The 12,689-nt window shown below is 73.2% G+C and carries 11 protein-coding genes; 9 read left to right on the top strand and 2 right to left on the bottom strand.

Features of this window, described 5'->3' with window-relative positions:
* Positions 1-54: 54 nt before the first annotated feature.
* The 9 genes from AC067N_RS27690 (at position 55) to AC067N_RS27650 (ending at position 8,762) form a co-directional block, all read left to right on the top strand.
* Positions 55-465, top strand: coding sequence for an RNaseH domain-containing protein (locus tag AC067N_RS27690; protein WP_478681707.1), 411 nt, complete (start codon positions 55-57; stop codon positions 463-465).
* Between the two features lie 323 nt (positions 466-788).
* The gene (locus AC067N_RS27685) at positions 789-1,196 is read left to right on the top strand and encodes a hypothetical protein (RefSeq protein WP_478681593.1); all 408 of its coding nucleotides are present in this window, start codon (positions 789-791) and stop codon (positions 1,194-1,196) included.
* A 198-nt stretch (positions 1,197-1,394) separates the two neighbouring features.
* Positions 1,395-2,207 (top strand): ZIP family metal transporter, encoded by an 813-nt coding sequence (locus AC067N_RS27680; protein WP_478681592.1) that lies wholly within the window; start codon positions 1,395-1,397, stop codon positions 2,205-2,207.
* 211 nt (positions 2,208-2,418) lie between these two features.
* On the top strand, positions 2,419-3,186 hold the full coding sequence (gene modA, locus AC067N_RS27675; RefSeq protein WP_478681591.1) for a molybdate ABC transporter substrate-binding protein: 768 nt from the start codon (positions 2,419-2,421) through the stop codon (positions 3,184-3,186).
* Positions 3,183-4,058, top strand: a complete 876-nt coding sequence (locus AC067N_RS27670; protein WP_478681590.1) for an ABC transporter permease — start codon at positions 3,183-3,185, stop codon at positions 4,056-4,058. The genes modA and AC067N_RS27670 overlap by 4 nt, the downstream gene beginning before the upstream one ends.
* Positions 4,059-4,121: 63 nt before the next feature.
* On the top strand, positions 4,122-5,261 hold the full coding sequence (locus AC067N_RS27665; RefSeq protein WP_478681589.1) for an ABC transporter ATP-binding protein: 1,140 nt from the start codon (positions 4,122-4,124) through the stop codon (positions 5,259-5,261).
* Positions 5,262-5,649: 388 nt separating this feature from the next.
* Positions 5,650-6,672, top strand: coding sequence for a FecCD family ABC transporter permease (locus AC067N_RS27660; RefSeq protein ID WP_478681588.1), 1,023 nt, complete (start codon positions 5,650-5,652; stop codon positions 6,670-6,672).
* Between the two features lie 290 nt (positions 6,673-6,962).
* The gene (locus tag AC067N_RS27655) at positions 6,963-7,763 is read left to right on the top strand and encodes an ABC transporter ATP-binding protein (protein ID WP_478681706.1); all 801 of its coding nucleotides are present in this window, start codon (positions 6,963-6,965) and stop codon (positions 7,761-7,763) included.
* 9 nt (positions 7,764-7,772) lie between these two features.
* Positions 7,773-8,762: an ABC transporter substrate-binding protein gene (locus AC067N_RS27650; RefSeq protein WP_478681587.1), complete on the top strand. Its 990-nt coding sequence runs from the start codon at positions 7,773-7,775 to the stop codon at positions 8,760-8,762.
* An 81-nt stretch (positions 8,763-8,843) separates the two neighbouring features.
* Here the strand turns inward: AC067N_RS27650 and AC067N_RS27645 are convergent, their stop codons facing one another.
* Together AC067N_RS27645 and AC067N_RS27640 are read right to left on the bottom strand one after the other, a co-directional pair.
* On the bottom strand, positions 8,844-9,221 hold the full coding sequence (locus tag AC067N_RS27645; RefSeq protein ID WP_478681705.1) for a (2Fe-2S) ferredoxin domain-containing protein: 378 nt from the start codon (positions 9,219-9,221) through the stop codon (positions 8,844-8,846).
* Between the two features lie 111 nt (positions 9,222-9,332).
* Positions 9,333-12,443, bottom strand: coding sequence for a SpoIIE family protein phosphatase (locus AC067N_RS27640; protein ID WP_478681586.1), 3,111 nt, complete (start codon positions 12,441-12,443; stop codon positions 9,333-9,335).
* Between the last annotated feature and the right edge of the window lie 246 nt (positions 12,444-12,689).

The following is a 12,689-nucleotide window of genomic DNA, read 5'->3' as shown; positions in this document are numbered from 1 at the left end:
CGGTTCGGGTCCGTCGAGCAATCCGGCCGCGCATTCCCGGGTTTCGACGACGACATGGACGTCCACGTCTCGATCGACGGCTGGCTCGGCCCGGCCCCGCTCCCCCATCGTGTCGCGGATGTTGCGCTTCTCCCCGCAGGCGATGCTTGTCCGCCTGGTTGCCGTCGTGATGCCACCCCGAGGACGGTGCCCCCCGAGGCTCTGGCTCTCGCGGCGCATCAGCTCCGGCAGGCGCCCGACCTGCCGGACGCGCTGAGTCTCCCGCTGCCCCTGCACCTCGCCGGTCTCGCGCAGGAGTACGTCCTGCCGACTCGGGCCGCAGAGGAGGAGCCCCCCTCGGCTGATGCCGCCGCCGACGCCGATCCGGACGCCGGTCCAGCCCCGGGGCTGGCGATGGAACCGGAGCCGCGGGAACAGCAGGGACAGTTGTCCTTGTTCGACGTGATGGCGCAGGCAGTGCAGTAGTAGATCTGCTTCGTCTGCTGTCACGGCTCCCGTCTGTCGTCCTGCTCCGGGCAGGGCCCACGGCCCCTACCCGCGGCCTCCCATGACATGCGCCGTGTCGCGTGACGGGCGGGACTTGGGTCCGTCCCCGATGCTTCGGTCGAGGCCGTTCGGGTGACCGGGAGCGCGAAACCGGTCTCCCGCTTCAGCGGGATTACCGGATGGGTGGTCAACCTGATCGTGGTCCTCACCGGACAGCGCGATCTGGTGCCAGGCGTTCTTGGTGTGGTCGCCCGGGGAGCGCCCCGGCTCGCCGCGGGGACCCGCTGCTAGATTCGTCCGCCATGCGTTCGCGTGAGTACGACCTCGACTTCCGTGACCGGGCCGGGCGGCAGCGCGCCTGGGGGATCGGTCTGCTGGCTGTGGCGGCGCTTCAGTGGGCATGGTGTGCTCTGTTGTTGCTCACGCCCTACACGGTCGACGAGGAGCCCGAGGACCGTCATCCCGCGGAGTGCGAGTCACGGTTGCTGACCGAGCGGGGGACCGCCAACGAAGGCGTCTACAGGGGCGATTGGTGTCAGAACGAACGCGACTGGCCCGAAGCCCTGGCCGTGCTCGGGCTGTCCGTGCCGGTGTCGGTCGTTGGTGTGGCGCTCTTCACCGGCGGGAGCGTGAGTATCCGGATGAGCGCCCACGCCGAGGCGATGCGGGAACTGGACAAGTACGCCGACGCGAGGAACTCGAACGCGTAGCCTCCACGGGGCAGCCGGGCCGGCTGCCGGTTCGAGTGCGTCGGCCGCCCGGATCAACGGGCCGACATCACCGGGAGGGAGGGCCCATCCTTCGGGTGCCTGGCTCGTCGCCGGCCCGCGGCGCCCGCCGGGCGCGCCGGCCCGGCGAGGTGACTGGATGGTCGTTGGGGCGGGGGTGGACCGGGTACACAGGGCGGCATGGCTGACGTTGTGCTGGCCGGGTTCTGGGGGCTGGTGGCGGGGGGCGCGCTGTTGCTGGGGGCCCTGTTGGGCTTTGGTGTGCGCGTGCCGCAGAAGGTGATCGCGAGTGTGATGGCCTTCGGGGCCGGGGTGTTGATCTCGGCGGTCTCCTTCGAACTGGTCGGGGAGGCTTACGAGGAGGCCGGGCTCGCTCCCGCCGCTGTCGGCACCCTGGTGGGGGCGCTGGCCTATACCGGCGGGAATGTGTGGCTCGCCCGGCGTGGTGCGCGGCATCGCAAGCGCTCCGGCCAGGCGCAGCCGTCCGAGGCCGAGCAGGGCGGGTCCGGGATGGCGCTGGCGCTGGGTGCGTTGCTGGACGGGGTGCCCGAGTCCGCGGTGATCGGGGTGAGCCTGCTGGACGGGGGCGCCGTCAGTCTCGTGACCGTGGCTGCGGTGTTCATCAGCAACGTTCCCGAGGGGCTGTCCAGTTCGGCGGGGATGAAGAAGGCCGGCCGCAGTCGCGGCTATGTGTTCGGGGTGTGGGGGGCCATCGCTGCCGCCAGCATGGTCTCGGCGATTGTCGGCTATGCGGTGGTCGGTTCTCTTCCGCCCGCCGTGATCGCCGGTGTGACCGCGGTGGCCGCCGGGGCGATCCTCGCGATGGTCGCCGACACCATGATTCCCGAGGCGTTCGAGGACGCTCACCTGGCTATTGAGGGATCAGTGGGTCTACCGCGGAGGGCTCGGCCGCTGTGGTGCTGCCGTGCGGAGAGGTGGCGGGTGGCGGGGGCGATACACCGTGGGCGCCCTCACATGACTGCAGCCGGGTGATCGCACATGCGGGGATTTGGAGGCAGACCTGCTGCTTGTGCAATGACACCGTGCGCTTTCAGCTTGCATCTGCGGCAGAATGGATGCCGTGTGGCCGGTTGGGGCTGTGGTGTTCGGAGGATCTTCGAGGCCCCCTGCGTGAGGTCCGGGAGGAGTGAGGGGCGTGGTGGCGCGTGTTCGGGGGCGGGGGTGGTCCGGTCGGTGGGGGGCCTTGATCGGTGGGGTTGTGCTGCTGGGGGTGGCCGGGTGTTCCTCGGGGGAGGGCGCCGGTGGGGGCGGAGCATCCTCGGCGGCGGGTGGGGTGTCCGGGGAGGTGACCGTGTTCGCCGCTGCTTCGTTGAAGGAGAGCTTCACGGAGCTGGGGAAGCGGTTCGAGAAGTCACATCCGGGAGTCGAGGTGACCTTCAACTTCGGCGGCAGTGACGCGCTGGCCGCGAGTATCACCGGTGGGGCCCCTGCGGATGTGTTCGCGTCGGCCAGTCCCGGGACGATGAAGATCGTGACGGACTCCGGGGATGCGGCCGGGGCGCCCGTGACGTTCGTGCGGAACGAGTTGGAGATCGCCACCTTGCCGGGCAACCCGGACGGGATCACCTCCCTCGAGGACCTCACCAGGGGCGGGCTGAAGGTCGTCCTGTGTGACGAGGAGGTGCCGTGCGGTGCCGCCGCGCGGAAGGCGCTCGATGCCGGCGGGCTCCGGCTCACTCCCGTGTCCTATGAACAGGACGTCAAGGCGGCGCTGACGAAGGTCGAGCTCAAGGAGGCCGACGCCGCGGTCGTCTACAGGACGGATGTGCTCGCCGCGGGTGACAAGGTGGAGGGCGTGGAGTTTCCCGAAGCCGCAAACGCCGTCAATGACTATCCGATCGCCCTCCTCAAGGACGCCCCGAATGCGAAGGCCGCCGAGGCGTTCATCGCGTTGGTGCGGTCCGCCGAGGGGCAGGGGGTCCTGAGCGACGCCGGGTTCCTGAAGCCGTGACCGCGGACTCGGTCGACGGCTCGGGGGCCGGGTCCAGCCGCGGCTCGGGCGGCTTCCGGTTCGGGCGTGGGCGGGCGACGATCTCGCCACGACGCGGCCCCGTGCCCGTCCCGTTGCTCGTGCCGGCGCTCGTCGGGCTGGCCTTCCTGGTTCTGCCGTTGGTCGCTCTGCTCGTACGGGCGCCCTGGTCGGACCTGCCTGCTCAGCTGACCAGTCCCGAGGTGTGGCAGGCGCTCCGGTTGTCGCTGCTCTGCGCCACGGCGGCCACGGTCGTGAGTCTCGTGCTCGGGGTGCCCCTGGCGTGGTTGCTCGCTCGGGTCGAGTTCCCGGGGCGGGGTGTGCTACGAGCGCTGGTCACCCTTCCCCTGGTGCTGCCGCCTGTGGTGGGCGGCGTGGCGCTGTTGATGGCGCTCGGGCGCAACGGGGTCGCCGGGCAGTGGCTGGAGTCGTGGTTCGGGATCAGTCTGCCCTTCACCACCGCCGGGGTCGTGGTCGCCGAGGCGTTCGTCGCCATGCCGTTTCTCGTCATCAGTGTCGAGGGGACGCTGCGGGCCGCCGACCCCCGGTACGAGGAGGCCGCGACCACACTCGGGGCCTCACGGTTCACCGCGTTCCGGCGGGTGACCCTGCCGTTGATCGCGCCCGGGATCGCGGCCGGAGCGGTTCTGGCGTGGGCGCGGGCGCTGGGCGAGTTCGGTGCGACGATCACCTTCGCCGGGAATTTCCCCGGGCGTACCCAGACCATGCCGCTCGCCGTCTACCTCGCCCTTCAGAGCGATCCCGAGGCCGCCATCGCCCTCAGTCTCGTCCTGCTGGCCGTGTCCGTCGCGGTCCTCGCGGGGCTGCGCGACCGTTGGATGCGCGCCCCGTGAGGGAGGCCGGGAGCAGGAGTGCGGCCGGCGGAAGGACTGTTCACAGAGGCGTGAGAAGGGCTCATGACTGACGGCGGTGGGATCGAGGAGGGCGGGAGCGGGGCCGCGGCCCCCGGTTCCGGCGCCGGCGAGGGCGGTTGCGAGCCGGCGTCCCCTGATCGCGGTGAAGGGCTGGATGCCCGGCTCGTCGTCCGGCGGGGGCGGTTTCGGCTCGATGTCGGGCTGCGGGTCGCGCCCGGGGACGTCGTGGCTCTGCTCGGGCCCAACGGGGCCGGGAAGACCACCGCGTTGCGGGCGCTGGCGGGGCTCGTGCCGCTCTCGGACGGGTATCTGCGGCTCGACGGTGCCGCGTTGGAGCGTACGCCGCCCGAGGCCCGTCCGGTCGGGGTCGTCTTCCAGGACTATCTGCTGTTTCCGCATCTGACCGCCCTCGACAACGTGGCCTTCGGGCCGCGTTGTCAGGGGGCCTCCAAGGCCGAGGCGCGGGCGCGGGCCGCCGGGTGGCTGGAGCGGATGGGGCTCGCCGAGCACGCCGGGGCCAAGCCCCGCAGGCTCTCCGGCGGCCAGGCCCAGCGGGTCGCCCTCGCCCGGGCCCTCGCCACCTCCCCCCGACTGCTGCTCCTCGACGAGCCCCTCGCCGCGCTGGACGCCCGTTCCCGTCTGGACGTCCGCGCCCAGCTCCGGCGGCATCTGGCGGACTTCGAGGCCGTCGCCGTGCTCGTCACCCACGACCCGCTCGACGCGATGGTGCTGGCCGACCGGCTCGTCGTCATCGAGGACGGTCACGTGGTGCAGGAGGGGACGCCGGGTGACATCGCCCGGCATCCGCGTACGGACTACATCGCCCGTCTCGTCGGCCTGAACCTCTACAAGGGCATGGCCGACCGGCACACCGTACGGCTCGACGGCGGGCCCGCCATCACCACCACCGAGGACCTCACCGGGCCGGTCTTCGTCACCTTCCCGCCGAGCGCCGTGACGCTCCACGGCGAGCGCCCCACCGGGGTCAGCGCGCGCAACCTGTGGCACTGCGAGGTCGCCGGGCTGGAGACCCACGGCGATCAGATCCGCGCCGACCTCACCGGCGAACTCCCCCTCGCGGCGGACCTCACCACGGTCGCCGCCGCCGAACTCGGCCTCCACACGGGGGCGGAGGTCTGGGCCGCGGTCAAGGCGACGCAGACGCACGCCTATCCGGCCTGAGCCACCAGCAGGGCGGTGCTGGTGGGCACGGGGCGTGCGGGCGGGCATACGGCCGGTGCTAGGCTCGCCGGGCCTCTCGTGGGGGAAGCCGGTGGGAATCCGGCGCTGACCCGCAACGGTGTGCGTGGGGACCCGACGGTCCGTGCGCGAGCCCGATTGCCCATGAGGGGTGCGACCCGTTGACTGCTCGCCGTGGACTGCGAGAGGGGACCGCGCGGCCGTCCGGTCGTACGGGCTGTCTCCTTGCGTGAGGTTCCGCAGGCGGCCCGGAGGACTGAGGACCGCCTCGATCGTGCGTCAGAGCCACAGTGACAGCCCCAGGCAGGGGCAGGGCCAAGGGCAGCGTCGTAGCGGCGTCGGCCGTGGGCCCGTTCCGAGGCGCGTGTCTGTGCCTGTGCTGGTGGTCGGGCTGAGTCTCGTGCTGGCCGGGTCGGTCGTGTGCGGGGTGGGGCTCGGGGCGGCGGGGGTCGCGTGGGGGGATGTGTTCCGGTTCCTGTGGGCCGGGGGGACCGGGGGGAGCATCCGGGCCGCGGATGTCGCCGCGTACACGATCGTCTGGGAGATACGGCTGCCCCGGGTGGTCCTGGGGGCCGTGGTCGGGGCGGGGCTCGCGGCGGTCGGGGTCGCGGTGCAGGCCATGGTGCGGAACGCGTTGGCCGATCCGTTCGTACTGGGCATCTCCTCCGGGGCTGCCGTGGGGGCCAACGCGGTGATCCTGCTGGGGGCGTTCGCGGGGCTCGGGGTGTGGGCGCTGTCGGTGTCGGCGTTCGGGTCCGCGTTGGTGGCGATGGCGCTGGTGTACGGGGTGGCCAGGTCGGGGTTCGGGCTCACGCCCCTGCGGCTGGTGCTGACGGGGACGGCGCTGGCGTACGGGTTCGAGGCCGTCACGACGGTCATGGTGTTCGGGGCCGCCCGGGGCGAGGCCGCCCGCGCGGCCATGATGTGGCTGCTGGGGAGCCTCGGCGGGGCGACCTGGGCGCAGGTGCCGATCGCCGCGTTCACGGTCGCCGCCGGGTGGGTGTGGCTCCGGACGCGGGCCGAGGCGCTCAACGCGCTCGCCATGGGGGACGAGACCTCCGCCGCGCTCGGTGTGCGGCCGGAGCGGCTGCGGCGGGAGTTGTTCGTGGTCACCGCCGCCGTGACGGGGACGGTGGTGGCGGTGAGCGGGGCCATCGGGTTCGTCGGGCTGATGGTGCCGCATGTGGTGCGGATGGTGGTCGGGGCGGATCACCGGCGGGTGCTGGCCGTCGCGCCGCTCGTCGGGGCCGTGCTGCTCGTCTGGGCCGATGTGCTGTCCCGGCTGCTGCTCGCGCCCGCCGAGCTGCCCGTCGGGGTGATCACCGCCGTGGTCGGGGTGCCGGTGTTCCTGCTGCTCATGCGGCGGGGCGGCTACGCGTTCGGAGGGCGGTGACCATGCGGCGCGACGGTGTGGGTGGGGGTCTGCGGTTCGGCGGGTGGGGGGCCGTGCGGGTTCGGCCCGGTGCGTGGCGGGTGCGGTCCGGCGCGCGGGGGGCCGTTCCGGGCGGCGGTGCGGGTGGCGGGGCGGGGGCGCGCGACGACGCGGGCGGCGGGATGTCCGGCGGCCCGGCGGCCGACGCGGGTGCCGGTGGGGCCGGCGGTCAAGGAGACGGCGCGGGCGCCGACCTGCCCGGCGAACAGGGGGCCGACCTGGGCGCAGACCCGCCCCGGGGCGGGTCAGGTGTGTCGCTCGGGGTCGAGGACGTGAGTGTCGAGGTCGCCGGGCGGCGGATCGTCGAGGACCTGCGGCTCGCGGTGGACGGCGGGGCCTTCGTGGGGCTCGTCGGGCCGAACGGCAGCGGCAAGTCGACATTGCTGCGGTGTGTGTACCGGGCGCTGCGGCCGGCCTCGGGTGTGGTGCGGATCGGCGGGGCGGACGCGCATGCCCTGCCCGCCCGGGAGGCGGCGCGTCTGCTGGCCGCACTGCCCCAGGAGTCGGCGTCGGAGTTCGACTTCACCGTGGCCGAGGTGGTGGGCATGGGGCGGCTGCCGCACCGGGAGCGGACGGCCGCCGGGGACCGGGAGATCTGCGCCGAGGCCATGGCGCGCACAGGGGTCGGGCATCTCGCCGACCGGGGGTTCCTCGGGCTGTCCGGTGGTGAGAGACAGCGGGTGCTGATCGCGCGGGCGCTCGCCCAGCAACCCCGCGTCCTCGTCCTCGACGAACCGACCAACCATCTCGACATAGCCCATCAGCTGGACGTCCTGTCCCTGGTGAGGGGCAGTGGGCTGACCGTGCTCGCGGCTCTGCACGACCTCAATCTGGCCGCCGCGTACTGCGACGCGCTGTACGTCGTCGACGGCGGGCGCGTGGTCGCCTCCGGCGCACCGCACGACGTCCTGCGGCCGGAACTGCTCGCCGGGGTGTTCGGGGTCCGGGCCCATCCCGTACGGCATCCCGAGACCGGGGCGGTGCAGCTGCTCTTCGACCGGCTTCCGCTGCCCGACGACGCCTTCGACCGGCATCCGCCCACCCACACGTAAGGACTCTCCATGCGCAAGCTGTTCGTCGCCGCGCTCTGTCTCGTCACGGCCGTCACCGCCACCGGGTGCGGCGCGACGGTCGAGGCGGACGGGGGCGCCGCGTCCGCCTCCGTCACGCTCACCAACTGCGGGAAGAAGGTGACGTACGACAAGGTCCCGGAACGGGTGGTCACCAATGACGTGGGGATCACCGAGCTGATGTTCGCGCTGGGGCTGGAGGACCGTATGGCCGGGTTCGCCATGCCCGACGACAAGGGTGATCTGCGCGGCGTGCCCTGGAAGGACGGCTACGACAAGGTCACGTGGCTGTCGAAGGACCAGCTCACCAAGGAGAACGTCCTCGACGCGCGCGGTGACTTCGTCTTCGCCGGCTGGAACTACGGCTTCCGCGAGGAGGCCGGGTTCACGCCCCGGGCGCTGAGGAAGCTCGGCATACCCTCGTACGTCCTCACGGAGTCCTGCCGCAACGGCCGAACGCAGACCTCGCGGGGCATCATGCCGCCGCTGGAGGCGCTGTACACCGACCTCACCAACCTGGGAAAGCTGTTCGGGGTGGAGAAGCGGGCCGCCTCGCTCGTCGCCGGGTTCAAGGAGCAGGTCGCCGCCGTGCGCGCGAAGGCGCCCGAGGGGGCGGCGCGGCCGAAGGTGTTCCTGTACGACAGCGGGCAGGAACAGCCGTTCACCTCGGGCCGGTACGCCGCGCCCGAGCAGATCATCAGCGAGGCGGGCGGGGTCAACGTCATGCACGACGTGGAGGACTCCTGGACCACCGTGGGGTGGGAAAGCGTCGTCGAGCGGGATCCGGAGGTCATCGTCATCTGCGACTACGGGGAGGTGAGCGCCGAGCGGAAGAAGGAGTTCCTGCTGTCGTACGGGCCGTTGCGGAACGTCTCGGCGGTCAAGAACCGGCGGATCTTCGTCCTCGACTACGTCGACCTGGTCGAGAGCCCGCGGAACCCGTCGGCCATCGCTCGGCTCGGGGAGTACCTGCGCGGGTGAGCGGGGGCTGCGGGCGGTAAGGGTGGAGGCCGTCCGTTGCCGGGGGCCGGGTGCCGGTCGGGGCGGGCGCCCGCCCCCTCGTCACACGGCTCCCCTCCGGTGGGGCGGTGTGACGACGTACAGGTCGAGGATGGGGGGCATCGGCGCCACGCCCGGGCCGCCCGCCCTCACCCAGGCGACGATGTCCTCGGTCGCGTCGGGGTCGTTGACGAGGCCGAGCCAGACCGGGCGGGCTCCGTTGGCGCGGCCCGCGGCGGAGGGCTGGACGACGACCACGTTGGCCTGGTCGCAGACGTCCAGGCAGGTGGAGATGCGGGTGGGGACCGTCTGCCGGAGCCGGGTGGTCTGGGCCTCGTGGTCGACACCGGGGAGTTTCGGGGTGCCGCAGCAGCAGTCCCGGCAGACGACGACCCGGCTGGGGACGGGGGCGGTGACGGCCTGCGCGTCGGGGGGCGACATGGGTGGCGGGAGCCTCCGGGGTGTCACGGACATGCCCAGATGATCTTCATGGGGGCCGAGTCTACTTCCCCCTCCCGGGCCCGCCCCGGGGCCGCCGTTCCGGCCCGGATGTCACGGCAGCGGCTGTTCGGTCCAGATGATCTTGCCGTCGGGGGTGTAGCGGGTGCCCCAGCGTTCGGTGAGCTGGGCGACGAGGAAGAGGCCGCGGCCGCCCTCGTCCTCGGTGCGGGCGCGGCGCAGCCGGGGTGAGGTGCCGCTGCCGTCGAACACCTCGCAGATCAGGGCGCGGTCGCGGAGCAGCCGCAGCTGGACGGGGCCGGTGGCGTGGCGGATGGCGTTGGTGACCAGTTCGCTGGCAACGAGTTCGGCGGTGTGTGCCAGGTCGTCCAGGCCCCAGTCGGTCAGCTGCTCGATGACGGACACACGGGCCCGGGAGACGACCGCCGGGTCGCTGGGCAGCTCCCACTGGGCCACCCGTTCGGCGCCCAGCGCGTGTGTGCGGGCGACGAGCAGGGCCACGTCGTCGCTCGGCCGGGTCGGCAGCAGTGCGTCGAGGACCGCCTCGCAGGTGTCCTCCGGGGCCCGGTCGTCGCCGGCCAGGACGGCACGGAGGCGGTCCAGGCCGGTGTCGATGTCCCGGTGCCGGTCCTCGATCAGGCCGTCGGTGTAGAGGACCAGCCGGCTGCCCTCGGCCAGTTCCAGCTCGACCGTCTCGAACGGCATGCCGCCGAGGCCGAGCGGCGGCCCGGACGGCAGGTCGACGAAGTCCACATGACCGTCGGGGCCGACGATCGCCGGCAGGGGGTGCCCGGCGCGGGTGAGGGTGCAGTGCCGGGAGACCGGGTCGTAGACGGCGTAGAGGCAGGTCGCGCCGATGATGCCGGAGTCCTGGTGGGTGTTCTCCACCGCCCAGCCCTCGCCCCGGTCGAGGCGGGCGACCAGATCGTCGAGGTGGGTGAGGAGGTCGTCCGGGGGCAGGTCCAGGGAGCAGAAGTTGTGGACGGCGGTGCGCAGCCGGCCCATGGTCGCGGCGGCGTGCAGGCCGTGACCGACGACATCCCCGACGACCAGGGCGACCCGGGCGCCGGACAGCGGGATGACGTCGAACCAGTCGCCGCCGACGCCCGCCTGCGCCGGGAGATAGCGGTACGCGACCTCGACCGCGCTCTGCTCGGGGTGCCCCCGGGGCAGCAGGCTGCGCTGCAGGGCGAGGGCGGTGTTGTGCTCGCGGGTGTAGCGGCGGGCGTTGTCGATGCAGATCGCCGCGCGGCCGACCAGTTCCTGGGCCAGCGACAGGTCGTCGTCCTCGAACGGGGCGGGCCGCTGCGATCGGTAGAAGCTGACGACGCCGAGGGTCGTGCCGCGGGCCCGCAGCGGCACGGTGATCAGGGAGTGGATGCCCGCCGCGAGCGCCCGTTCGAGGCGTTCGGGGTCCTGGGCGAGCCAGCCGCCGGCCTCGGCCAGGACGGGTTCGAGCACCGACCTGCCGGTCTCCCAGCTGCGGGCCTGGGGAGTGGAGGCGACGTACTGGACGCGGTCGCCGGCCTCGTACAGGTGCGAGTCGCGGTGGACGGCGCCCAGCGCGACGCGGCGCAGTGACGTGCCCTGCCCCAGCGGGTCGGGCTCGTCGCCCCGCAGGACGGAGTCGGGCAGGTCCACGGCGGCGAAGTCGGCGAACCTCGGGACCGTCACCTCCGTCAGCTCCTCGGCGGTACGGGTGACGTCCAGCGTCGTACCGATCCGGATACCGGCGTCGTGCAGCAGCTCCAGCCGACGGCGTGCGAGCACCGCCAGTCGGCCGACCCCCGGTTCGCCCACGAGCAGCGGCCAGGCGTCGGCGACCGGGCCGGCGCCGGGATCCGCGGCCGTGTCGCCGCAGGTTCCGGGCGGCGGGGCGGGTGCGGGCGGCGGGGCGGGTGCGGGTCGCGCGAGGCGCGTCGGCGGAGCCTGCGGCGGGGCGGAGGGCGGGACGAACGTACGCAGGACGACGGTCGGGCGCACAGGTGCCGCCGGGCGGGGAGGCTGGGCGGCGGGGAGTGTGCCGGGGGGCGCGGACGGTGCGGCGGCCGGAAGGGCCTGCGCGGCCGAGGCGGTCGCGTCCGGCGGCGCGCCTCCCGCCCCCGGTGTGGTCGTCGCGGGCGGGGTCGGCCCTGCCGGTGTCCCCGGCGGCGCGGGCGGGGGCAGCCCCGTCGGCGTCCCCGGCGGCGTAGGCGAAGGCAGCCCCGTCGGTGTTCCCGGGGTCGCCGGCGGCGTGGACGCCGTCGGTTCCGTGTGCCGGAGGTGGGGGCCGCCCAGGACCCGTGCCTCGACGACCACGCCGGTCTCGCCCGACGCGCCCATGATCGGGCGGCGGAGGAGTGTGGCGACGCGGCCGCCGGGGAGCACCACCTGGTCGAGGGTGAGGTGGGGGGAGGCGATGAGTTCCTCGGCCTTCTCGCGCAGGACGGACAGGGCGACCCGGCCGAGGGGCTCGACGTCGTGGCCGTGCGGCCCCCGCGTCCAGGCGGGGTCGTCGGGCTGGCGGGGCCATGCCTCGGTGGGCGGAGCGCCCCGCGCGGCCCGGCGGTACGCGGCGAGCAGGGCACGCTCCCGGTCCGTGGCCTGTTCCAGGAGGCGCGCCTCGATGTCGTGGGCGGCCTCACGGACGAGGCGCAGCATGACGGGGTCCCCGTCGTCGCGCAGGCAGGTGAGGTCGAGGACGGCCTCGACCCGGCCGCTGAGCGGATTGCGGACGGGAGCGCCGGCGCAGGCGAACAGCGAGAGGCAGTCGGCGAAGTGCTCGCGGCCGAGGACGTACACGGGTCCGCGCTCGGCGAGGGCGGTGCCGACGCCGTTGGTGCCCGCGGCGGCCTCCGAGGCGCAGAAGCCGGGGGCGAAGTTCACCTCGTCGAGACGGCTGAGGAGCCGGCGGTCGCCGCCGTGCCGCTGGACCATCCGGGCCTGGCCGTCGCAGAGCACGATGGTCATGCTCACGTTGGAGAGGGAGGCGGTGAGCTGGGAGAGCACCGGGTCCGCCGCGCGGAGGAAGGGGTCCTCCATGGTGAGGTCGGGCGCATAGGGGATCAGCAGCCGGTCCGGTTCGAGCCCCGCGGAACGACAGCGCTTCCAGGAGTCGAGCACCGGGTCGCGGACGTCCGCGTCGACCCGCGCGCCGGCGAGGAAACGCTCGTGCGCATCGACCAGACCGCCGATGTCGTCCCAGGCGACGGACAACGGGATCACTTCCCTCGCACGGAGGCCTCCCGGCCGCTCGCCGCCCCTCGGCGCGCGCCCCGAGGGGCCTGCCAAGCGTTACAACCCTAGACCTCGCGTGACACGAATCACAACATCGTTCGCACAAGGGAACGGGAGAATGCAAAACGCCTGTACGGGTGCCATACGGTGGCTCCGGCGGCGATGGGAATCCGGTTCCCCCGCACTTGAGCGTCACATCCGAAGGGAACGCTCCTGCCATCCCCCTCGTTCTTG

It is taken from the genome of Streptomyces sp. NPDC042364 (genome assembly GCF_056437585.1).
Note: the sequence above shows the minus strand (reverse complement) of the source record. Positions and strands in the feature narration are given on the sequence as shown.